The organism is Actinomadura coerulea (genome assembly GCF_014208105.1).
GTDB classification, from domain to species: Bacteria; Actinomycetota; Actinomycetes; order Streptosporangiales; family Streptosporangiaceae; genus Spirillospora; species Spirillospora coerulea.
The window spans coordinates 2,820,497-2,843,192 of record NZ_JACHMQ010000001.1; the positions used below are offsets into that span (position 1 = coordinate 2,820,497).

Below are 22,696 nucleotides of genomic sequence, written 5' to 3' on the forward strand. Positions count from 1 at the left end.
CGACACCGGGGCCCGCCTTGTGGCCATCCGTTGCACGACGATAGATTCCATTCAGCAAAAGCAGATTGGAATGAATAGAACCAAGAGAGGGAGGGTGCCGGTGCGCGCGCTGGTCTGGGACGGAACAGGTCTCCACGTCGACTCGACGATCGACGTCCGCCCGCCGGGCCCGGGCGAAGTCGCCGTCGACATCGCCATGGCCGGCCTGTGCCACAGCGACATCAGCCCGATGGAAGGCCGCATCCCCCAGCCCACGCCCGCCGTCCTCGGCCACGAGGCCGTCGGCGCGGTCACCGCGGCGGGCCCCGGCACCGACGTGCCCGTGGGGCAGCGGGTCGTGCTCACCGTCCTGCGCCGATGCGGCGAGTGCCGCCACTGCCGCGAAGGCCGTCCGACCCTGTGCCCCGCATCCGGCCAGATCGTCGACAGCCCGTTCTCCCGCGGCGGCGACATCGTGCACCAGTTCGTCAAGCTCGGCGCCTTCGCCGAGCGGATCGTGGTGGCTCAGGAGCAGGTCATCCCGATCCCCTCCGAGATCTCCGACCCGGTCGCCGCCATGCTCGGATGCGCCACGGTCACCGCGTTCGGCGCAGTGGAGGACCGCGCCCGGCTCCGCGCCGGCGAGACCGTGCTCGTGACCGGCGCCGGCGGGATCGGGCTGAACGCCGTCCTCGCCGCCAGGGCGGCCGGCGCGGACCGCATCGTGGTCGTCGACCGCAACCCGGCGAAGGAGCAGATCGCCCGCACCTGCGGGGCCACCGACTTCATCGTCCCGAGTGATCCGGCCCAGATCGTCCCGGCCGTCCAGGCGCTGGTGCCCGGCGGCGTGGACGCCGCGTTCGAGTGCGCCGGCCACACCGGACTCCTCGAAGCCTCCGTCAAGGCCCTCGCCTGGGGCGGACGGGCCGTCATCCTCGGGCTGCCGCCGACCGGCGCGTCCATCGACCTCGTGGTGCGCGAACTGTTCCACGACAAGTCCCTGCTCGGTTGCCGCCTGGGCTCGGTCGACCCGCACCGGAAACTGCCCGAGCTCGCCGAGCGCGTCCTGCGTGGTGAACTCGACCTGACCCCGCTCGTCTCGGCGGTCGTGCCCCTGGAGGACGCGGAACAACTCGTCGACGACCTCCGCAACGGCCGCATCGACCGCGGCTTCCTCCGCTTCAGGAGCACCTCGTGACCACGACCGCCCACCACCTCATCGCCGGCGACGAGCTGAGCACCCCGGCGACGTACGAGATCACCGACCCCTACACCGAGCAGGTCATCGCCGAGGTCGCCGACGGCGACCGCACCACGGCCGACGCCGCCGTGGCCGCCGCCGCCGACGCGCGCGACGCCTGGGCGGCGACCCCGGTCGAGACCCGCCGCCGCGTGCTCGGCCGCGCCGGCGAACTGCTCGAAGCCCGCCGCGCCGAACTCGTCGACCTGGCCATCGCCGACACGGGCGCCCGCCGCGCCGTCGCCGAGCAGACCCAGGTGGACGCGGCGCTGGCCCGGCTCCGGCACTGGTCGACCCTGCCCGCCGACCTGCTCACCGTCCCGGCGGAACCCGTGGCGTCGGGCCTCGCCGGAACGGTCACGCGCACCCCGGTCGGCGTGGTCGGCTGCATCAGCCCCTACAACTTCCCGCTGCTCGCGATGGTGGGGAAGATCGCCCCCGCCCTGTTCGCGGGCAACACCGTGGTGATGAAGCCCGCCCCGCAGGACCCGCTGCTCGTCATCGCGCTCACCGAGGCGCTCAACGAGGCCCTGCGGGCGGAGGGCGCACCGGCGGGCGCGGTCAACCTGGTGACGGGCGCGGGCGCCGAGCCCGGCGCCGCACTGGTCGGCCACCCCGAGGTCGGCGCGATCAGCTTCACCGGCAGCACGGTCGTCGGCACCGAGATCTACCGGTCGGCGGCACCGGGCATGAAGCGGCTCCTCCTCGAACTCGGCGGCAAGGGCGCCCTCGTCGTCCGCGCCGATGCGGACCTCGACGCCGTCGTCGCCGGCGCGACCCGGGCATGGACGGTCCACTCCGGGCAGATCTGCGTGACGCCCGCCCGCGTCATCGCCGACGCCGCGGTGCACGACGAGCTGGTCGGCCGCCTGTGCACCGCGCTGGACGGCCTCGTGCACGGCGACCCGCGAGACCCCGCGACGACCACCGTGCCCCTGATCAGCGCGGCGCAGCGCGACCGCGTCGCCGCGCTGGTGGCCAGTGCCCGCGCCGAAGGCGGAACGGCGCACACCGCCGCGAACGTCCCAGCCCACGGCTACTTCCACCCCGCCACCCTCGTGACCGGCGTCGGCCCTGAGGCGACGGTCATGCAGGAGGAGGCGTTCGGCCCGGTCATCTGCGTCACCCCGTCGTCCTCGGACGACGAGGCGGTCGCCATCGCCAACTCGACGCGCTACGGCCTGACCGACCAGGTCTACTCGCGCGACCTCGACGCGGCGCGCCGCATAGCCGCCCGGCTGGCCGCCGCACAGGTCGGCATCAACACCTGCGCCCGCCGAGGCGACCTGCCTTTCGGCGGCACCAAGGCCAGTGGCCTGGGACGCAGCGGCGGCACCTACGCACTCGACTCCTACACCGAACTCCGCGCAACCGTGCATCCAGCCGACTGACGCTCCACTCGACGACTCGAACCGGGCTCGTTCTCCAAGCGGAGCCTCGACACCCGCGTCAGTCCGGGCGGGGGCCGGGGCGAGACCGGGCCAAGAGCCGATCGACCGGGTGGTCGCCGGGATCGGTCGAGCGCGGTCCAGGTCGGCGAGATGTGACGGTGAGGACGGCGTTCGCCCGGTAGCCGGCCCAGTTCCACCAGCGGACGTCATCTCCGTTGCGGGTGATGACGGTGCCGCCGAGATGGCCGGTGGCGGTGGCGCCCTCGCGCATCTTGGCGAGGTAGCGGACGGCTCGTTCGGTCATGGCGACGGGCCGGCCGGCGCCCAACAGGACGTCCTCCAGTCCAACCCGGCGCGGGACCTGCGCGGACATGCGGCGAGCACTCAACCCGCCTTCGACCACGCCGACGTGCTTCAGGCATCGCTCCTCCTCGTGCTGAACCTCGAGAAGACTTCCACGGGGTGGATCCCCTCTCAACTGTTTCGCCAGATCATGAAGCTGGTTGAGCGCATATTGGATCCAGTAGGACGGCGCCGCACACCGAAGAGGCATCGCTGGCGGAGACGCTCGCCCTGCGGCAGCACCGAGTCGACATCATGACCGCGCGCCCCCAGACCCCAGGGCCCACCGCCCTGCTTCTCCGGCCAGACTGCTACGTGGCCTGGGCATGCGCATCACCCCAACCAGAGCCCACGGAAATGGAAGAACTCCGGGCAGCCTTGCAGCGGTGGTTCGGCGTCGTCGAACCCGCCCGCGCCACACCTTGACCAGCCGGCACGCAGCCGAACGGTCGCGACGCCCGAACGCCGTCGGCCGTTCGGCCGCATCCTTCGGAGGGTCCAAAATCCGGGGTGTTGATCAGCTTTCAGTTCAGGGTGTTGGATCACCGGTTTCGCCCATGACGATCAGCGAGGTGCTCTCCTCTGGGCCTCGCTTCCGGTTGCTCTCGCCGCTGTTCCAGAGACGCGGAACCGAGCCGCTGGAGGCCCCGCCGGAAGATTTCTAACGGGCGTCCAGGTATGCGAGGACGGCCAGGACGCGCCGATGGTCGTCGTTGGTGTCACCGAGCGGGAGCTTGGTAAGAATGCTGTGCACATGCTTCTCGACCGTTCCCTCGGCGACCCAGAGTTCGCGGGCTATGCCGACGTTGGAGAGTCCCTGTGCCATCAGCGCGAGCACGTCGCGCTCACGCGGGGTGAGAATCCCCAGGGGATCATCGCGCCGCTGGGCCGCGACGAGTTCCTGCACAAGTGACGGGTCGACGACCGAGCCGCCTCTGATGAGCCGCTGCAGCGTCTCGATGAACTCCGTCACGTCGGTGACGCGGCTCTTGAGCATGTAACCGATCCCCCGCCCGCCGGCGAGCAACTCCATCGCAGGCTCCACCTCGACGTACGCCGAGAGTACGGCGATGCTGATCTGGGGATGCCGGTCCCGGATGGTCCGCGCCGCCCGCAGGCCCTCGTCGGTCTGCGTAGGGGGCATGCGTATGTCGACGATGGCCAGGTCGGGTCGGCGCTCGCTGACCAGTGCGAGCAACTGCGAGGCGTCCTCCGCCTGTCCCACCACCTCGAAGCCGGACCGGCCCAGCAGGCTCGCGATGCCCTCGCGGAGCAGGACATCGTCGTCCGCCAACACCACGCGCGTGGACGCCGAGGCCTCGCCGCCCTGCGTCGTCCGGGTGTCTCCGACTGCGTCCATCCCAAGAACAGCATATATGGGTCTGTCCGAAACCAGGAAATATGCTGGTCGGATGACGGGGATCCGAACAAGACGCGGCGAGGGAACATCGCTCCCGTCCGGCGTGTCCGGCATGGACGGGACCCACCATCTGCGCCCTGCATTCATCGCGCTGGCGCCCCTCGGAGCGGAGCGAGCGATCTCGCCGTGGCCGGCCGCCCACGAGGCGCCGGTCGTCGAGATGGCCCTGGCTTCGCTGACCGTCCCAGTTTCGATCATCACCATCACGTCGATTGTGCTCGCCGGCCTGGGACTCGGCCTCCTGCGCCGGGCCGTCTCCCGGCGGCGAAGGACGGCGGGCATGGCCGACCGGCCCACGGCCGGTCCCTCCGACTCGGGCACGTTCAAGGACCGCCTCACATGGGGCCTGCACCCGCATCGCTCGCCGGACGCCCAGCCCGGCATGTTCGCAGAACACCCGGCGGAGCCACACTTCGAGGGTGAGCAGGCCGCGTTGCGGCGGGTCGCGATGCTCGTCGCATCCGGGGCGGCGCCGTCCAAGGTGTACGCCGCGATGGCCAAGGAGATCGCGCTGGCGGCGGGGACCAACGGCGCCTCCCTCTCGCGGTTCGAGGCCGACCGCACAGTCCTGGTGGTGGGCAGGTACAGCAGGATCGGATCAGGCCTCCCGGTGGGCACCCGGGTGTCGACCGAAGGCCAGAACCTGGCGGCCAAGGTCCTTCGCACCGGCAAGCCCAGCCGGATCGACAGCTACGCCGACGCCCCCGGTGACCTCGCCGCGGCCCTGCGCCGGTACGACATCGGCGCGGCGGTGGCCGTGCCGGTCGTCGTCAACGGCCGGGTGTGGGGGCTGGCCGCCGCCTCCAATCGCAATGACCCCCTGCCCGACGGGATCGAATGGAGGCTCTCCCGCTTCACCGATCTGCTCGGCACCGCCATCGCCAACGCCCAGGCACGTGACGACCTCATCGCCTCCCGGGCGCGGGTGGTGGCGGCGACCGACCAGACCCGCCAGCGCATCGAGCGCGACCTGCACGACGGCACCCAGCAAAGACTCGTCTCCCTGGCGCTGGACCTGCGCGCCGTCGAGGCCCTCGTTCCACCGGAACAGCCCGAACTGCGGTCCAGGGTCGCGGCGATCGCCGGCGGACTGGCCGCCGCTCTGGAGGAACTGCGGGAGATCTCCCGCGGCATCCACCCCGCCATCCTGAGCGAGGGAGGCCTGCGGCCCGCGCTCAGGGCACTGGCCCGGCGGTGCCCTGTCGCCGTGGATCTCGACGCGCGGATCGAGGGCAGGCTCCCTCAGGCCACAGAGGTCGCCGCCTACTACTTCGTGGCGGAGGCGTTGGCCAACGTCGCCAAGCACGCGGGCGCGATGTCCGTCGATGTGCGGGCGGAGGCCGGGGGCGACGGACTGTCCCTGTGCGTGAGCGACGACGGCCTGGGAGGTGCGGACCCCTCGGCAGGCTCGGGACTGATCGGACTCATCGATCGGATCGAGGCGCTGGGAGGAACGATCGCGATCAACAGCCCTCCCGGCGGCGGTACCCGGTTGGAAGCCCTACTTCCCGCCGGCCCGGCTCCGGCTGCGCATACCAGCTAGCAGGTATTCCGCGTACCCGGCCACCCCCGCTGAGGGTTGGCGGCTGGCCTTGATGACGCGAGGGCCTGCGAACGACCAGACTGGCGGTATCGCCGGCGCATCGGTGCGAGGGGACCGGCAGCGGCCGCATCCCCGCGTCCCGCACAGGCCGGGTACCCGTTTTGGAAACGAGGGACCGTCATGATCAGCAACATCCTGCCCAAGCACGCCGTCGCAGGCGGCGGCGCGGTGGAAGGCGAGATCGAGGGCGAGGTGGAGACCCTCGCCCGCGGCCCGGACGTCCACACCTTCGACCGCGGTCAGGCGCTTCAGGAGGTCATGAACTCCCCTCTGTCCATCGGGGTGGCCGGGCTCCGCGGCAAGACGTGCACGGGCGCGATGCTCGCCCATATCCTGAGCGTCCTTGAAAGCGCGCCTTCCTGGATCCTCGGGGCGGATCTGGTCGGCTACGGTCTCCGGTCACGGGTCGGGCAGGGCGCAGGCGGTCCTCTGATACTGGAGGCCACTTCGTCCGTGCCGGCCGAGTCCGTACCCGACCTGTGCGTGTTCGGCGGGACCGATCCTGGCGAGGTCCCCGCATGGATCGACCAGGTCGCCACGGTGATCGCCCCTCACAGTGAGAAGTCCGGGCTCGCGAAAGGCGCAGGCCTCGACAACCTGGTGACCTACGGTCCTGGCCCCGGAGCTACCTGGACCGTGGACTCCCGGTGGACCGGGAGCGGGTGCCGCATCGTCGCCCGGGGCCCGAACCGCGAAGTCCTCTGGGCGGACGTGCCCGTGCCGGCACACGCGGACAACGCCATGGCGGCGCTGGCCGCCGCCATGGCCCTCGGCATTGCCCCCATGGAGGCGGCCGGGGCCCTGGAGAGCTACCAGGGGGTGCACCGGCACCTCACCATCGCGGGCCGGACGCACTCCGTGACCGTGATCGACTCGGTGGCCCGCCATCACGATTCGATCAGCGCGGACCTCGCCGCCGCCCGGGAACTGACGGGCGGACAGGGCCGGGTACGCGTCCTGGCAGTCGCCGATCCCGCGCTCGCGCACACCATCACGGTCTCCGCGCGGCAGGCCGTCGAACAGGTCGTGACGCTTGAGCCTCCCAGGCCCTCGCACCGCATCCACCGCATCGCCGGTGCCCGTCGCCCCGACATCGGCCGGGCGGTCAAGGAGATCACTGAGCAAACCCGGCCGGGGGACGTAGTCGTGGTCCTCGGCACCGAGCCGCCCGCCGAGCACCTCGCCGGTGAGGTTCTCGACGGCCTCGGTGAGACGGGCCCCCGGGCCTACCAGACGGCCTCCTGAACCGAGGGCCCGTCGGCCCACGGCCTCCGGGATGTCGCCCGGCCACGACTACCGGCGCGCGCGGAGCCGTCGCCGGCCGCCATGAGCGTCCCGGAGCACCTGCCGCGCGGTCAGCCGCCCGGACGTGGCGTTGGTACCGGCCCCCGGCCAGGTCGCCGCGCCGGTCAGGTAGAGCCCGGGGACCGCGGTGCGGTAGCGGCTGTGCCCGGCGAGCGGACGGAACATGAAGTTCTGGGTGAGGTGGTGGCTGCCGGCGCCATTGTCTCCTCCGACCAGGTTCGGGTTCGCCTCCTCCAGGTCGCGGGGGGTGAGCGCGGCGCACGCCGCGACCAGGCCGGTGACACCAGGCGCGTACCGCTCGAGCTTGGCCAGCACCCGTTCGGTCATCGCGTCGGCGACGTCCGGCCATGCTCGGCCTCGGATGACGTCGGCGGCGTCGCCGCGGATCTCCGCCGGCACCGCGCGGACCTGAACCCACAGCGTGTCCCGGCCGGCGGGCGCCCTGCCCGGGTCGATCGCCGAGGTCTGCCCGACGACGAGCAGCGGATCGGCGGGCAGCAGCCCTGCCTGGGCCTCCGCGTAGGTGCGGGCCAGGTCGTCCACGTACGGGGCGACGTGGACGTAGCCGAAACGGGAGAGCTCCCCGCCCGCGGCCCACGGTACCGGCCCGTCCAGGGCCAGGTGGAGCATCAGCGTCCCGGGGCCGTACTGGTAGGTGCGGATCCCGCGCCGGACACTCGCGGGAACCCCCGCTGGGGGGAGCAGCCGTTCGTAGAGCGCGCGCGGCCCGACGTTGGCGATCACCGCACGACGCGCTGCCACGCGGGTACCGTCGGTCGTGCGGACCCCGGCCGCGCGCCCGTTACGGCACAGGACACGGTCGACCTCCACGCCGGTGCGGACGGTGCCGCCGCCCTCGGCGACGACGGCGGCGAGCGCCTCGGGCAGGCGTCCCGCCCCTCCCTCCACCACGGCCATCCCGGTCTCCATGTCAGAGAAGATCTCCAGGATCGGGAAGACGGCGCCGCCCGCGACATCGGGGGCGAGATCGAGATGCATCCCCCAGCAGGCCGCCATCGCCCGCGCCTCCCGGGTGGCGAACAGGGACTCCCCCAGCTCCCGGGTGCTCATCAGCAGCGTCCTTACCAGCTCACCGGCCCCGCGGAGCCTGTGCCGCGCCAGCAGGCGCGCCGCTTCACGGGCGGCTGCGGCCGAGGGCACGGCACAGCCGTAGAACCTGAACAGGTGCGGGGCGAACCGCTGGTAGAAGCGGTACAGGTCGGCGAACCCTTCGGCGTCACCGGCGTCGTGCGCGGCCAGCCCGTCGAGGGTGCGTTCGTACCCGCAGTAGACCCGCAGGCTCCGGCCCCCGGGGAACGCGTTGGCGAACGGCCGGTCGCAGACCCGGAAGCGCAACCCGTGGCGGGCCAAGTCCGGGCCGAAGTCGGCGTGGGCCTGGGACGCGACGAAGAGGTTCTGGTTGGTGGCGTACAGGTCGTGCACGAACCCCGGAAGGGTGACCTCCCCGCTGGCGATGGCACCGCCGACGGCTCCGGCCTGCTCCAGGACGGCGACCGACCATCCGGCGCGCACCAGGTAAAGCGCTGCCACCAGCCCGTTATGGCCGCCTCCGATGACGACGGCGTCGTACTCTTCCATCTGCCTTCCCTTCTACCACCCGAGCCACGCTTCGGCGTTGCTCACCCCGACGCGCCGGGTGAACGCCGTTCCGCGGTGGGCGACGAGGCCGACCGGGTCGGCGGTCCCCATCGGGAACGGCCAATCGCTGCCGAGCACCATCCGGTCGGCCCCGAAGACCGTGACGGCCAGGTCCACCACGGCAGGGTCGTGGGCCAAGCAGTCCACGAACAGCCGCCGGAGTGCGTGCGCGGGGGGTTCGGTCTCGGACGGTATCCCCGGCCTGGCGGTGTCCGCACCGCGCTGCCACCGGCCGGCCACGGCCGGCGCGACACCCCCGCAGTGGACGAGGAGCACCTTGAGCGCCGGGTGACGCGACAGCACGCCGCCGAACACCAGTTGCGCCGCCGCCAGTCCGGTCTCAGACGGGTTGCCGAGCAGGTTCCCGAGGTAGAACTCGCGCAGCCGGATGTCGGGCGAAGCCCCAGGGTGCAGCATGAGCGGGCGTCGGTCGACCTCCAGCGCCGCCCAGAGCGGGTCCAGGCGGGTGTCGGCCAGGGACACCGAGAGGCCGCCGGCGGCCGCCGCCACCCCGACGAACCGAAGGTCTCGCCCGATGCGCCGGTACTCGGCGAGGGCCGCCTCGGGGTGCTCCAGCGGAAGGTACGCCAAGGGGGCCAGCCGCGGTGCCCCCGCGACGGCGGCGAGCAGCCCTTCGTTCACCACGCGCACCCAGGCGGGCGTCCATTCGATCGGCAGCGTCTGCCGGAAGAACGGCGGCGGTAGCGAGACCACCGCGCCGTCCAGGCCGGCCTTGTCCAAGTGCTCCTCCAGGCGTTCCGCGTGGTAGAGGTCGACCGGTCCGACGGGACGGCCGTCGACCGCGAGGGCGCCGTCCGGCGCGCGCTCGATCCCCGGCGGAAGCTCTGGGAGAGCCGGGGCGAGATGGGTGTGCAGGTCGTAGCCGGGCATTGGGCGGTCAGTTCTCCTTGTCTTCGCCCTTGCCGCCGATGGCACGATCGGTGCGCGCGGCGCCGGGGGCGGACGGTGATCCACGAGCCGTGCGGTCCGCTCAGGCCAGGAAGCGGCTGAGCACGGACGCCAGCTCCCGGGGCCGTTCCAAGGGGACGAGATGACCGCACCCCGCTATCTCGGCCAGCGACACGCGCCTCCCCAGCCCAATCATCCGGCCCGCGTCCTCCTCGCTCAGGACGGAGCTGTGCCGGCCGCGAATGAGCAGCGTCTCCCGCTCATTGCGCCGCCACGTCTCCCAGTGGTCCTCGTCCTGGAACTGCCACCGCACGAGCAACGCGGGATCGATCTTCTTCTGGAACCCCTCAGGGCTGGGCGCCGTCGAGAGGCAGGCCTCGCGTTCGGCCACCTCCGGCGTCGCCCCCGGCGCGATGGCCCTGACGGCCCGCACGCCTTCGGCGACGGTGCGGAACGTCCCCCGCAGCGGCGGCAGCTCCAGGGCGGACCGGCTCGACGAGGGCGGTATGTCGATGACCGCGAGCCTGTCGACACGCCGGTCGCGTTTCGCCAGTTCCAGGGCGATCAGCCCGCCCCAGGAGAAGCCGACGACCCGGACCCGCCGGAGGTCGAGCCGGTCGATGACCGCGGCGAGCTGCTCGGCCTGGGCGGCGGACGAGTAGTCCCGGTTCTCGATCCATGAGCTGTCCCCGTAGCCGAGCAGGTCGGCCGACGCCCACCCGAGCGTGCGCGGCAACGCGTCGATCGTCGCCTCGAACGTCCAGGCGGAGCCGCCCGCGCCGTGGAGGAACAGCGTGTCGATCGGACCGTCACCGTGCAGGACGTGGGTCCGGCGGTCACCGACCGAGACGTAGCAGTGGTTCACCCGCATCGCATTCTCCCTTGGGGACCAGTCTGACGGCCGTAGGCGGGATCACAGGTCCAGCACCAGCCGCGGCCCGGCGGCACGGGAAACGCAGATCATCATCCGGTCTCCGGCCGCCCGCTGCTCGTCGGTCAGGTAGGCGTCGCGGTGGTCGACCGCCCCGTCCAGCACCGCGGTCTCGCACGTGCCGCAGGTTCCCTCCGAGCACGAGTACATGACCCCGACCCCGGCCTCCTCGGCGACGTCGACGATCCTCTCGCCGGGTCCGACGACCAGCGTGACGCCGCTCAGCTCGCAGACGACCTCGAACGGGGCGGCCCTCGCGGGTTCCGCGGGTGCACGGTTGCGGAACCGCTCGATGCGGAGGGTGTCCCGCGGCCATGGCTCGGCGCGCCGCGTCACCGCCTCCAGCAGCCCCTCGGGGCCGCAGCAGTAGACGAGCGTGCCGTCCGCCGGGGCCTCCAGGATCGCGTCGAGGTCAAGCAGGCCGCAGACGTCCTGCGGGACCAGCGTCACGCGGTCGCCGTAGCCCGCCAGCTCGTCCAGGAACGCCATCGAATCCCGGGATCCCCCGCCGTAGTAGAGGTGCCAGGCCGCTCCCCGCCGCTCCGCCTCGACCAGCATCGGCAGGATCGGGGTGACGCCGATCCCTCCGGCGACGAAGACGTACCGCTGCGCCGTGGCGAGGGCGAAGTTGTTCCGTGGGCCGCGCACTCGTACCTCGTCGCCGACCTGGAGGACGTCATGGACGTAGGCGGATCCGCCTCGGCTGTCGGCTTCCCTCAGGACGCCGATCCGCCACACCGTGTTCCGGCGCGGATCACCGCACAGGGAGTACTGCCGGATCAGGCCGTTCCCGAGCACGAGGTCGACATGGGCGCCGGGAGACCAGGCGGGCAGCACCCGCCCGTCCGGCGCCGTGAGTTCGAGGACGACCACGCCGCGTGCGACGGCGGCCTTGCCAACGACGCGGAGGCACAGTTCGGCCTCGCCGGTTCCCGCGGCGGGCTCGCGGTCGCGCGAGGCGGCGGAACTCGTGATCACACTCGCGGTCACGCCGCCTCCGCGTCCCAGACGAGCGTCAGCTTCTTGAAGCCCCTCGCGAAGAAGATGGTGTCCCGGACGGCGGCGTCCGCACCGTGGGCCAGGCGCAGACCGGGAAGGCGCTCGAGGAGCCGGGGAATGGCGATTTTCAACTGAAGCCTGGCGAGCGGCGCGCCGAGGCACGCGTGCACGCCTTTCCCGAAGGCCAGGTGGGTGGTCGCCGAGTCTCGCGCGACGTCGAAGGCGTCGGGATCGGGGAACACGCTCTGGTCCCGGTTTCCCGAGCCCCAGTGCACCATGACCCGCGCTCCGGCCGGAAGGGTGACGCCGCCCAGCACGGTGTCCTCGCGGACGGTGCGGAACAGCCCCTGCGCCGGCGACTCGAACCGGAGGATCTCCTCGACCATCGTCGGGATCAGGTCAGGGTCACGGCGAACCATCTCCAGTTGCTCCGGAGCGGCCAGCAAGGTCGTGAGACCGTTGCCGATGGCACGGGTCACGGTGACGTGACCGGCGATGATGAGGTTCATCGGGACCCTCATCGCCTCCACCGTCGTGAGCGGCTCGCGGCCGGCGATGCGGGCGGTGAGGAGTTCGGCCATCAGGTCCGAGCCGCCCTCGCGCTCCCTCCGGCGCAGCTCCTCCATGAAGTAGCGCTGCATGGAGACGACGTCCGAGGCGCAGGCCATCAGCTCCTCCGGCGGATCGGTCGCCTGCATCAGCCGCAGCCAGCTGTAGCTCCAGCGGTGGAGCAGCGGGACGTCCTTTCTGGGGACGCCGAGGATGTCGGCGATGGTCGCCAGCGGCAGGTGCCACGCGAACCGCTCGATGATGTCGGCCCGCCCCTCGGCCGCGAAGCCGTCGATGAGCTCGTCTGTCATCTGCCGGACCGGGCCCTCCATCTCCTGGATGCGCCGGGGGGTGAACGCCTTCGAGACCAGCAACCGAAGGCGGCGGTGCACGTCTCCGTCGCTGTCGGTCAGGGTCGGCGACAGCGGCCATCCCTCCGCGAGAACCGCGAGCACCGACGCGGAAAGGGGGCGTACCGATGCCCGCACCGCGTTCTCGGAAGAGAAAGTCTTGGTGTCCCTGACGACCGCCAGCACGTCCTCATGCCGGGTGACGATCCACAGATCGTGCTCCTGCGCGTAGAACACCGGGCACTCGGCGCGCATCCGGGAATAAAGGGGGTAGGGGTCAGCCAATTGCTCGGGCGAGAGCGGGTCGAAGTGGACCGGGCACTCATTTATCACTGGACACCTCCGGGTCGCGATTGAAGAATAATTCGTGCGGGGACGTTCGATACGAACATCAACGCACTTCTCCTCAGCGTATGCATTAATCCCGTCACGCGGAAACAATCATCAGCGATATCGGCCATTGACCTCGATGATGATCCTGGGGATGAAGACCATCGACGGCATGCGAGCAGGTCAGGCCACCGCAACGGATCCCGGCGCCATATGCGCGGCGGACCGGGCGGCCTAGCCGCGCGCCTGCCCGAGCGACGCCGCGGCGCGCCTGCGCCGTTGCGCGCTGAACTGCGCTATCGCCACCGCGATCAGGAGAGCGCAGCCGTTGAAGAACTGCTCGATGTAGAACGCGGCTCCGAGTTGCTGCAACCCGGTTATACCGGTCGCCAGGAAATATACGGCGATCAGCGTTCCCCAAGCGTTGAACCGGCCTGGGCGAAGTACCGCCGCGCCGAGGAAGACACCGGCGAACGCCGGAAGCAGAAACTGCCCGCCGACCTCCGGACTCGCGGCGCCGAGAATCATCACCTGAAGTATCCCGGCGAACCCCGAGATGACACCGGCGATGACGAAGGACGTGATCGTCATCCGCCGGACGTTGATTCCGGAAAGCAGCGACGCGCGGGGATTGCCGCCCACGGCGAACGCCCGCCGTCCCCAGCGCGTGTACTCCAGCAGGGCCCACAACGCCAGGACGATGACGAGGACGTACACGAACGGCAACGGGATCCCGGCCGCGCTCGACCGGCCGGCATCGGTGAAGGACCCGGGGAACGCCCCGATGATCTGGCCGCCGCCCGTGTACAACTGCGTCAGCCCCACGGCGAGCGTTCCGGTGGCGAGCGTGGTGACGAACGCGTTGATCCGGACGACGGCCACGAGCAAGCCGTTGACCACGCCGAAGACGCCGCCCACCACCAGGACGACCAGCAGCGCGAGCCCGGCCGGTAGCCCCTGCTTCACGATGAGCCCCGCGCACAGCGCCTGCGCCAGCCCGAACTGGGAGGCCACGGACAGGTCGAACTGGCCGACCACCAGCGGCACCAGGGCGGCCAGCGCGAGGATGGCGACGACGGCCTTCGTCGAGGCGATGGTCTGCGCCGTCAGCGGCCGCAGGAACACGTCGGTGTTGAGGACCGCGAAGACGACGATGAGAAGCGCCCAGACGACGAGCAGCCCGTACCGCGCGCCCATCCTGGCCACGAGGTCGCGGGAGGACCCCTGCGCGCCGCCTGCCGATCCGGTCGGCGCGTCCTGCTTCGCCGTGGCCCTTGAGGTGGTCATGCGACCTCCCGTGCTCGGTAGCTCTCTGAGATCAGACGCTGTTCGGTGAGGTCGGCGCCGCTCAGCACGGCGCCGACCCGGCCGTCGCGCATGACGACGGCGCGGTGCGCCTCGGACACGACCTCGGAGAAGTCCGTCGAGGCGAGCACCACCGGCACTCCCGTGTCCGCCGTCTGCCGGATGAGGCGGTGGATCGCCACCCGGGCCCCGATGTCCACGCCGACGGTCGGATCGTCGAGCACGAGCAGCCCGGGGGCGCCCGAAAGCGCCCGGCCGATCGCGACCTTCTGCTGGTTGCCGCCGCTCAGCGTGACCACCGGCAACTCGGACGCCTGGGGCGGCCGGACGTCGTAGCGGGCGATCAGGTCGTCCGCGGCCCGCCGCTCACGGCGCGGCCGCAGGACCCGTCCGCCGTGGCAGTAGTGCGCCAGGAAGAGGTTCTCCCGGACGCACAGGTCGGGCGCGATGCCCTCCTGCCGGTCCCCCGCCACGTAGCGGCTGCCCCGGCCGGCCGCGCCCACGGGGTCGCCGAGGGGGAACCGCCGCCCGCGCAGCGACGCCGTCCCCTCCTGGGGGCGCTGGGCCCCGGCGAGGCAGCGCACCACCTCGCGAGCACCCGAGCCGACCAGCCCGGTGAACGCGACGACCTCGCCCGCGCCGACCGTGAAGTTCAGAGGGGCGTGGTGGGGGGTGGCGCGCAGATCCTTGACCCGCAGCACCGGCGTGCCCGCCGACGCGTGCGACTCACCGCTGCGGGGCGCCAGCGCGGCGACGTACCGGCCGACGAGCCATTCGACCAGCTGGTCGTGCGTCACGTCGGCGGGACGCGCGGATGCGATGCGCCGCCCGTCCCGCAGCACCGTGACGGCGTCCGCCATGTCGAACACCTCCCCCAGCCGGTGCGTCACGAAGAGGAAGGCCGTGCCCTGCCGGCATGCCTGGTGGAGCAGGTCCTTCAGCCGCGCGACCTCGGGTGTGGGAAGGCTGGCGGTCACCTCGTCGAGGACGATGAGGCGCGCCTCGGCCGAGAAGGCCCGCGCGACCGCCACCATCACCTTCTCGGCCTGGGCGAGGTCGCCGACGCGCCGGCCCGGATCGATGTCCACGCCCAACCGGCCGAGCACCTCGCGGACCCGGCGCCGCGAGGCTCCGAAGCGGATGAGTCCGCCCCGAGAGCTGAAATCCGACGTGAGGCAGATGTTCTCGGTGACGTCCAGTTCGTCGACGAGGCCGAGGTCCTGGTGCACGAACCGCATCCTGGCCGCGGCGGCGTCGGCGAGGCGGTGCCGCGGCCGCAGCGGCCTGCCCGCCACGGTCACCCGGCCCGCGTCCGCCGCATGGACTCCCGCGAGGATCTTGATGAGCGTGGACTTGCCGGCTCCGTTCTCACCCAGCAGGGCGTGGATCTCGCCCGGGGCGATCCGCAGGTCCACGCCGTTCAGGACCGTCTGGCCGAGGAACGACTTGGTCAGGCCGTCGACGCGCAGGGCCGGTTCAGTCATTCGCCGCCGTGCCCTTCGTCCAGCGCTCGGTGAGGTGCTTCCTGAAGTCGGCCTCGGTCTCCCACAGCTCGGCCGGCATGGTGCCCTTGGTGAACAGGCGGCTGGGCAGGACGTAGTCCCGTCCCGGTTCGCCGCTCAGCGCCCTGATGAGCAGGTCGGCGGCCAGCCAGCCCTGGAGCGAGTAGCTCTCGACGATGTCCATCGCCTGGACGCCGGTCCGCACGAGCCGGTAGTTCGGGCTGTTGCCGTCGTAGCCGACGAGCTTGACGGCGCCGGCGCGGCCCGCCATCTGGATGCCCTGGGAGGCGAACAGCGAGTGGTTGTCCGTGGCGCCCACGACGTAGTCGGCGTCGGGGTGCTTTTGGAGCGCGGCGGTGATCGCGCCCGGCAGCCGGGTCGACAGCGTCGCGAGCGTCGAGTTGACGGTCGCCACCACCTCGCACCCGCCGCACTTCTTCAGCCGGGAGTTGAACGCGGTGCTGCGCTGGCCGAGCTCGACGAACTCCGCGTCGACGACCTCGATGACCTTGGCCTTGCCCTTGGAGTCGGCGATGATCCAGTTGGCCGCGAGCTCGCCCTGAGCGGGATGGTCGGGCCTGACGTGGCCGTAGATCCCATCGCCCGCGACGACCGGCTGGAACATCGTCACCACGGGGATGTCCGCGGCCTTGGCCTTGGCGAGGGCGTCCTTCACCAGCGCCGGCGCCACCGCCGACAGGACGATCGCGTCGGCCTTGGTGGTGATCGCGTTGAGGATCGCCGAGTTCCACACCGCCGGATCGCCCTTGCCGTCGATGACCTTGACCTCCCAGCCGAACTGGCGGGTCGCCTCCCCGACGGCCTGGGCGGACAGCGGACAGCCGTCCCCTTCGTTCGTGCACGTGACGGCAACGATGCGCTTGTTCCGCGGGGCCTTGGGGGACTTGTCCGGAAGAGTCAGCGAGGTCACCGGCGCGGACCCGGCGGTGACGGCCTTGACGGCCTCGGGGACGATCGAGCCGCCGGCCTCGCCGGCCGGTGCACCGGAGCCCGATCCCTCACCGGACGCGCAGCCGCCGAGTGCGAGGGCCCCGGCGAGGAGCACCGCCGCCCCTTTCCATCGATACATTTCGAGCCTCCTAGGTCACCACGCAGCGAATCGGATGGTCCAGCACCTCTGGACGGGGGGCGTCCGGCTCGGCGGCTACTCTGTCCGGCCGGGACGGCCGATCGGAGAAAACGGAGGGGAGCCCGTCAGGGGGAGGGGTCCGGCGTGGGGCGGGCATTCGGCATCCGCGCGCCACCCACCGAACGAAGTGGTCAGCGAGTCGTCCTGGGGTCCGGGTCACGTCCGCCCGGATATGGTGGCGGGCGTCAGATCATCGATGATCCGGGATGCCCGCTCTCCGCTCTTATCGTTCGACACGGACTCTAAGGCCGACAGATCAGCGGCGGAAGCGCATGCTGTCGATACACATCATCACCACCGCTGATACCGGGGAGCCGCTTCCGGGGGCCGCCGGCGAGGTTCGCGCGACCTCGGTGCCGGGGGGTCACAGGCTCCGCGCGAGTTCGACGATCCGGCCCCGCAGCCATCGGTGGGCCGGGTCCTCCGTTCGCCGGGGGTTCCAGTAGAGCGTCTCGTGAATGGAGCGCAGGGGCAGCGGGCAGTCGACGATGCGGAGCCGTGCCACGTCGGCGAGCTGCTTCGCGAGCCTCTCCAGCGCGAAGCTCGCCAGCCGGGTGCCCCCGACCAGGAACGAGGCGACCACGAACTCCTGCGCGGTGACGTCGACCTGGAGCCGCAGCCCGAGCGCCTCGAGTTCCGAGTCGACGATCGACAGGATGCCCGCGCTGTAGGCGACGAACCGCAGGGAGGCGAGCTGCTCGACCGTCACCGTCTCCCCCACATCGGGGTTGTCCCGGTCGACGATCAGTACGTAACGATCGGTGAACAGCGGCTCGTACGGAAAGGCGACCCTGCCCCGGGACAGCTCGGTCGGGATGATGACCATGTCGGCATGGCCCCGGCGGAGCCGGTCGGCGAAGTCCCGCTCGAACGACTGGACTCCGATACGGACGTGCGGCGCCTCTTCCGCGATCGCTGCCAGCAGCGGGCGCAGGAGCACCATGGTGACGTAGTCCGCCGCCATAATGGTGAACGCCGCGTGGTCCTTTCGGGGATCGAAGTCCGGGGAGCGCACGAAGACCGCCTCCGCCGCGGAGAGCGCCTCCCGCACCGGATCGACCAATGTCTCGGCCAGCGGCGTCCGCACCAGGTTTCGCCCCTGCCTGATCAACAACTGGTCGTCGAAATGCCTCCGCAGTCTGGCCAGTGACGCGCTCATCGCGGGCTGGCCGACGGAGGTGCGCTCGGCCGCCCGCGTGACGTTGCATTCACTGAGCAACGCGTCCAGGGCGACGAGAAGGTTGAGATCGATGCTCGCGAGCCCCACGGCGCCCCCCAGCGAGACCATCGGCCGGATCGATGACATCCATCGATATCAATCGTTTCTGATCCACCAACGCTACCAGTACGTTCATCGCCGAGACCTGGCGAAAGGACGGCCCGATGGAGCACAGGCGAGAGAACGACGAAGTGGTCATCGTCACGGGCGGCGCCAAGGGCATCGGCCTGGCGTACTGCGAGGCGCTCGGCCGGGCCGGCTACCGCGTCGCGGTCGCCGACATCACCGACCCCGGGCAGGTCGTGGCGCTGATCAACGACGCCGGCGGTGAGGCGATGGCCGTCGAGGTCGACGTCACCGACGAGGCGGCCACGTACCGGATGGCCGAGGCGGTCGCCGAAAGATGGGGCAGGATCGATGGGCTCGTCAACAATGCCGGATACTTCTCCGCCATCGAGAAGACACCGTTCGACCAATTGGACGTCGACGAGTGGGACCTGGTATTCCAGGTCAATGTCCGCGGCACCTGGCTGTGCTGCCGCTCGGTTTTTCCCTATATGCGGGACCGCGGTTACGGAAAGATCATCAACACTTCGTCGATGACCGTCGCCACCGCCGTTCCCCACTTTCTTCACTATGTCGCCTCCAAATCCGCGATAGTGGGGCTCACCCGGGCTCTCGCGCGCGAGGCCGGGGCGTACGGAATCGCGGTGAACACCATCTCCCCGTGCTACGTTCCGCACGATCCGGCGTACACGTCCCGGCAGGACGCCGCCATGGGAGAAACGATCATCAGGGAGCGCTGCCTCCAGCGCGAGATGACACAGGACGACCTGGTCGGCACGGTGCTCTACCTCATCGGCCACGGCTCGGACTTCGTCACCGGCCAGAACCTCTACGTCAACGGCGGTCGGGCGTTCACCTGAGAAGTCCGGTCGCACACTTCAGGGCCGCGCGCCGTCTCGACGGCGCCCCATCCGCAGGCATCCACAGGCATCCGCAGGCATTCGCAGGCATCCGCAGGGGGGAACATGGCAGGCACCACGACAGTGCCGGCGGACTGGCTCATCGATACGGTGACCGGCGTCTTCCGCGGCGGCGGCCTGTCCGAGCGCGCCGCGAGGACGGTCGCCGAGTCGCTCGTCGTCGCCGACATGCGCGGCACGTCCTCGCACGGCGTGCTGCTGGTCCCGATGTACCTGCGGCGGCTGCGCGACCGTTCGGTGACCACCCGGGAGCGCGCGGAGGTCGTGGTCGACTGGGGCGCGGTCGCCGTCCTGGACGCGCGGCATGCGCTGGGCCAGCTGACCGGCGACCAGGCCATGGAGATCGCGGTGGCCAAGGCGCGCGCCCACGGCGTCGGCGCCGTCACGGTGCGGCACGCCTTCCATTTCGGCGCCGCCTCCCGGTACGCGGCGGCGGCCGCCGCCGCGGGCTGCGTCGGGGTCGCGACGGCCAACACCCGGCCGCTGATGCCGGCTCCCGGAGGAGCGGAACCGGTAACGGGCAACAATCCCCTGGCGATCGCCGTCCCCCGCTCCGGCGCCGCTCCGGTCGTGCTCGACATGGCGCTGTCCGAGGCGGCGCTCGGCAAGATCCGGCTCGCGGCGCAGGAGGACCGGCCGATACCGGCGCACTGGGCCACGGACGCGCAAGGCCGGCCGACGACCGACCCGCAGGCGGCACTGGCCGGAATGCTCCTGCCCGCGGCGGGCCCGAAGGGTTACGGGCTCGCCCTGGCCATCGACGTGCTCGCGGGGGTGCTCTCGGGCGGCGCGTACGGCTCGGGAGTGAACGGGCTGTACAAGGACACCGCTGTGCCGAACGACTGCGCGCACTTCTTCCTCGCCTTGGACGTGGCCGCCTTCGGCGACCCCGGGCGGTTCGCCGAGCGCCTCGAGGACCTGCTCGGCCAGGTCACCGGTGCCCGGCGGGCGCCGGGGACGGACCGGCTGCTCCTGCCGGGACAGTTGGAGGAGTCGCGTGCCGCCGCCGCCCGCGAGAAGGGCGTGCCGGTCTCGGACGGCGCGCTGCGGGCACTTTTGGAGGAGGCGGAGCGGGTGGGGCTCGCCCTCCCCCTCCCGCCAGGGAGCGCAGCAGCCGGAGAGAGGAGAGCGGATGAGTGACGCGACGGACGCGATCGTGATCGGTTCCGGGGTGAACGGCCTGGTCGCGGCGGCCGAGCTCGCGGGTTCCGGCTGGTCGGTGACGCTGGTCGAGGCGAACAGCCGGCTGGGCGGCTTCATCGCCACGGACGAGCGCACGCTCCCCGGCTACCTCCACGACACGTTCTCCGCCTGGCACCCCCTGTTCGTCTCCGGTCCCGGCTACGCGCGACTCGGCGAGGAGCTGCACCGCCACGGCCTGACGTACCGCAACACAGACGGCCCGCTCACCGCGAGCGTCGCAGACGACGGGCGCGTCGTGGTCGCCGACCGCGACCCCGAGGCGACCGCCGCCGGTTTCGCGGACGCCGAGGACCGCCGGCGCTACCTGGCGTCGCTCGGACGGCTCGCGGACAACGCCGACCAGATCGGCGCGCTGATGGGATCGGAGATCACCGCCACCGCGCTGCTGCGGAACGCCGGCACGATGGTCCGCCGCCTGGGAAGGGCTGGCGCGGAGGCCTGGGCGCGTGACCTGGCCACCAGCGGCCGCGCCTGGTGCCGCCGCGAGTTCAACGGTCCGGAGGTCGACCACCTGTGGGCGCCTTGGCTGCTGCACGCCGGGCTCTCCCCCGACCACGCCTCGGGCGGTTTCATGATCCCGGTCCTGGCGGCGACGATGCACGGATCCGGACTGCCGGTGGTGGAAGGGGGCGCCGGTCGCTTCGTCGCGGCCTTCGAGTCGCTCCTTCGCGCCCGCGGAGTGGAGATCCTCACCGGCACGACCGTGGAGCGGATAGCGGTCGAAGGCGGGCGCGCGACCGGCGTCGTGGCCGGTGGCCGGACCCTGCGGGCGGCCCGCGCCATCGTCGCGTCCGTGACTCCGACGGCGCTGTACGGGCGGCTGCTGCCGCCCGGCTCGGTCAGTGACACGGTGCTGCGCCAGGCGCGCGGCTTCCGGTACGGACGCGGCGAGATGCACATCCATGTCGCTCTGTCGGCACCGCCCAGCTGGCGCGACGAGCGGCTGGCCCGTGTCCCCCTCCTGCACGTATCCGACGGCTCCGCGAGCACGGGCATCGCCTGCGCCCAGGCCGAGGCCGGACTGCTCCCCGACCGGCCGACCGTGGTCGTGGGCCGTCAGGACGTGCTCGATCCGTCCCGCGTGCCCGAGGGCGCCGCCGCCCTGTGGCTCCAGCTCCAGGAAACGCCCTTCGCGCCGGTCGGCGACGCCGCCGGAGAACTGGACGCGGCGGGCGCCTGGACCCCTGAACTGGCCCGGGGGTATGCCGCGCGTGTGCTCGACCGTGTCGAACGGCATGCCCCCGGCCTCCAAGAGAAGGTCCTCGCCATCGACGTGATCACTCCGGCCGACCTCGCGGCGGGCAACCCGAACGCCGAGTTCGGCGATCCCTACGGCGGCTCCGCCGAGTTGGACCAGAACTTCTTCTGGCGACCGCTTCCCGGCGCCCGGCGCCACAGCACACCCGTGCGCGGGCTCTGGCACATCGGGGCCTCGACGCATCCGGGCGCGGGCCTCAACGGCGCGTCGGGGCACCTCGTGGCCGAGGCGCTGACCGCGCCCCGCCCCGCCGGTGCCCGCGTCCGCGCCGCCGCGCGCCTCGGCCGCCGCCGCACCGCCCGCTGACCACCCGACCGACCGCCAGGAGGCGCAAATGAAAGTCGGCTTCGACGCCACTGGCGAGGTACTACTCGTCACCGGCGGTGCGAGCGGCATCGGCGCCGCGGTCGCGGAGGCCTACGCCGCCGCGGGCGGGACGGCCGTCGTGCTCGACACCGCCGCGCCCTCCCCAGGCCCGCCGCCCCGCGATCGTGTCGAGCGGCACCGGGTGGACGTGGCAGACCGGGACGCCGTGTTCTCCTGCGTTGCGGACGTGCTCGATCGGCACGGCCGGATCGACGGGCTGATCGCCGGTGCGGCGATCCAGCCGCGCAGCGACGTGGTGGCCATGGACCCCGATGAGTGGCGGCGCACCTTGGCCGTCAATCTCGACGGGGTGGTGTGGGCCTGCCAGGCCGTGCTGCCGACGATGATCGAGCGGCGGTCGGGGTCGATCCTGGTGTTCTCCTCCGGTCTCGCCCACGCCGGCCGAGCACAGGCATCGGCGTACGCCGCGAGCAAGGGCGCGCTGATCCCTTTCGCCAGGTCGCTCGCCGCGGAGGTGGCCGAGCACCGGGTGCGGGTCAACATCGTCCTCCCGGGGGTGATCGACACCCCGCAGTTCCGTCTGGCCAACCCGGAAGGCGGCGAGCGCGAGCACTGGGGGCGGACGACGGGGATCGGCGCACCCGACGACGTGGTCGGCCCACTGATGTTCCTGCTGTCCGACGCCGCCACGATGACCGGCTCCCAACTGAGCCGCGACCGTGCCCTCAGTAAGGAGTGA

The 22,696-nt window shown here is 71.6% G+C and carries 20 protein-coding genes; 9 read left to right on the top strand and 11 right to left on the bottom strand.

Annotated elements, in window-relative coordinates:
* Positions 1-100: 100 nt before the first annotated feature.
* Together BKA00_RS13080 and BKA00_RS13085 are read left to right on the top strand one after the other, a co-directional pair.
* A complete protein-coding gene (locus tag BKA00_RS13080) occupies positions 101-1,177 on the top strand; it encodes a zinc-binding dehydrogenase (RefSeq protein WP_185025154.1) in 1,077 nt (358 codons plus the stop codon).
* Positions 1,174-2,610, top strand: coding sequence for an aldehyde dehydrogenase family protein (locus BKA00_RS13085; RefSeq protein WP_185025155.1), 1,437 nt, complete (start codon positions 1,174-1,176; stop codon positions 2,608-2,610). The genes BKA00_RS13080 and BKA00_RS13085 overlap by 4 nt, the downstream gene beginning before the upstream one ends.
* 58 nt (positions 2,611-2,668) lie before the next feature.
* Here BKA00_RS13085 and BKA00_RS13090 read toward each other — a convergent pair whose 3' ends face one another.
* Positions 2,669-2,983: a hypothetical protein gene (locus BKA00_RS13090; RefSeq protein WP_185025156.1), complete on the bottom strand. Its 315-nt coding sequence runs from the start codon at positions 2,981-2,983 to the stop codon at positions 2,669-2,671.
* Between the two features lie 182 nt (positions 2,984-3,165).
* On the opposite strand from BKA00_RS13090, the gene BKA00_RS40415 reads away from it, so the two are divergent.
* Positions 3,166-3,378, top strand: coding sequence for an aromatic-ring hydroxylase C-terminal domain-containing protein (locus BKA00_RS40415; RefSeq protein ID WP_338072198.1), 213 nt, complete (start codon positions 3,166-3,168; stop codon positions 3,376-3,378).
* Positions 3,379-3,613: 235 nt separating this feature from the next.
* Here the strand turns inward: BKA00_RS40415 and BKA00_RS13095 are convergent, their stop codons facing one another.
* Positions 3,614-4,312 carry a response regulator gene (locus BKA00_RS13095; protein WP_185025157.1) on the bottom strand — a complete coding sequence of 233 codons (699 nt, stop codon included), beginning with the start codon at positions 4,310-4,312 and terminating at the stop codon, positions 3,614-3,616.
* 52 nt (positions 4,313-4,364) lie between these two features.
* Here BKA00_RS13095 and BKA00_RS13100 point away from each other — a divergent pair, with 52 nt between their 5' ends.
* Positions 4,365-5,915, top strand: coding sequence for a sensor histidine kinase (locus BKA00_RS13100; protein WP_185025158.1), 1,551 nt, complete (start codon positions 4,365-4,367; stop codon positions 5,913-5,915).
* A gap of 180 nt (positions 5,916-6,095) precedes the next feature.
* Positions 6,096-7,220 carry a glutamate ligase domain-containing protein gene (locus BKA00_RS13105; protein WP_185025159.1) on the top strand — a complete coding sequence of 375 codons (1,125 nt, stop codon included), beginning with the start codon at positions 6,096-6,098 and terminating at the stop codon, positions 7,218-7,220.
* A 48-nt stretch (positions 7,221-7,268) separates the two neighbouring features.
* On the opposite strand, the gene BKA00_RS13110 is transcribed toward BKA00_RS13105, so the two are convergent.
* From BKA00_RS13110 to BKA00_RS13150, 9 genes are all read right to left on the bottom strand, one after another.
* Positions 7,269-8,879, bottom strand: a complete 1,611-nt coding sequence (locus BKA00_RS13110; protein WP_185025160.1) for a phytoene desaturase family protein — start codon at positions 8,877-8,879, stop codon at positions 7,269-7,271.
* A gap of 12 nt (positions 8,880-8,891) precedes the next feature.
* Positions 8,892-9,830, bottom strand: coding sequence for an amidohydrolase family protein (locus BKA00_RS13115; RefSeq protein WP_185025161.1), 939 nt, complete (start codon positions 9,828-9,830; stop codon positions 8,892-8,894).
* A gap of 100 nt (positions 9,831-9,930) precedes the next feature.
* A complete protein-coding gene (locus BKA00_RS13120; protein ID WP_185025162.1) occupies positions 9,931-10,719 on the bottom strand; it encodes an alpha/beta fold hydrolase in 789 nt (262 codons plus the stop codon).
* A gap of 42 nt (positions 10,720-10,761) precedes the next feature.
* Positions 10,762-11,769 (bottom strand): PDR/VanB family oxidoreductase, encoded by a 1,008-nt coding sequence (locus tag BKA00_RS13125; protein ID WP_230299017.1) that lies wholly within the window; start codon positions 11,767-11,769, stop codon positions 10,762-10,764.
* The gene (locus BKA00_RS13130; RefSeq protein WP_185025163.1) at positions 11,766-13,118 is read right to left on the bottom strand and encodes a cytochrome P450; all 1,353 of its coding nucleotides are present in this window, start codon (positions 13,116-13,118) and stop codon (positions 11,766-11,768) included. Before BKA00_RS13130 ends, BKA00_RS13125 begins: the two co-directional genes overlap by 4 nt.
* Positions 13,119-13,241: 123 nt before the next feature.
* Entirely contained in the window at positions 13,242-14,294 is a 1,053-nt protein-coding gene (locus BKA00_RS13135; RefSeq protein WP_185025164.1) for an ABC transporter permease, read from the bottom strand.
* Positions 14,291-15,796 carry a sugar ABC transporter ATP-binding protein gene (locus BKA00_RS13140; RefSeq protein WP_185025165.1) on the bottom strand — a complete coding sequence of 502 codons (1,506 nt, stop codon included), beginning with the start codon at positions 15,794-15,796 and terminating at the stop codon, positions 14,291-14,293. Before BKA00_RS13140 ends, BKA00_RS13135 begins: the two co-directional genes overlap by 4 nt.
* Positions 15,789-16,904, bottom strand: a complete 1,116-nt coding sequence (locus BKA00_RS13145; protein WP_185025166.1) for a sugar ABC transporter substrate-binding protein — start codon at positions 16,902-16,904, stop codon at positions 15,789-15,791. The genes BKA00_RS13140 and BKA00_RS13145 overlap by 8 nt, the downstream gene beginning before the upstream one ends.
* 424 nt (positions 16,905-17,328) lie before the next feature.
* Entirely contained in the window at positions 17,329-18,270 is a 942-nt protein-coding gene (locus BKA00_RS13150; protein WP_185025167.1) for a LysR family transcriptional regulator, read from the bottom strand.
* 104 nt (positions 18,271-18,374) lie between these two features.
* Here BKA00_RS13150 and BKA00_RS13155 point away from each other — a divergent pair, with 104 nt between their 5' ends.
* The 4 genes from BKA00_RS13155 (at position 18,375) to BKA00_RS13170 (ending at position 22,696) form a co-directional block, all read left to right on the top strand.
* Entirely contained in the window at positions 18,375-19,109 is a 735-nt protein-coding gene (locus BKA00_RS13155; RefSeq protein ID WP_221493138.1) for an SDR family oxidoreductase, read from the top strand.
* 105 nt (positions 19,110-19,214) lie between these two features.
* Positions 19,215-20,309, top strand: a complete 1,095-nt coding sequence (locus BKA00_RS13160) for an Ldh family oxidoreductase (RefSeq protein WP_185025169.1) — start codon at positions 19,215-19,217, stop codon at positions 20,307-20,309.
* The gene (locus tag BKA00_RS13165) at positions 20,302-21,936 is read left to right on the top strand and encodes a phytoene desaturase family protein (protein ID WP_185025170.1); all 1,635 of its coding nucleotides are present in this window, start codon (positions 20,302-20,304) and stop codon (positions 21,934-21,936) included. Before BKA00_RS13160 ends, BKA00_RS13165 begins: the two co-directional genes overlap by 8 nt.
* A 28-nt stretch (positions 21,937-21,964) precedes the next feature.
* A complete protein-coding gene (locus tag BKA00_RS13170; protein WP_185025171.1) occupies positions 21,965-22,696 on the top strand; it encodes an SDR family NAD(P)-dependent oxidoreductase in 732 nt (243 codons plus the stop codon).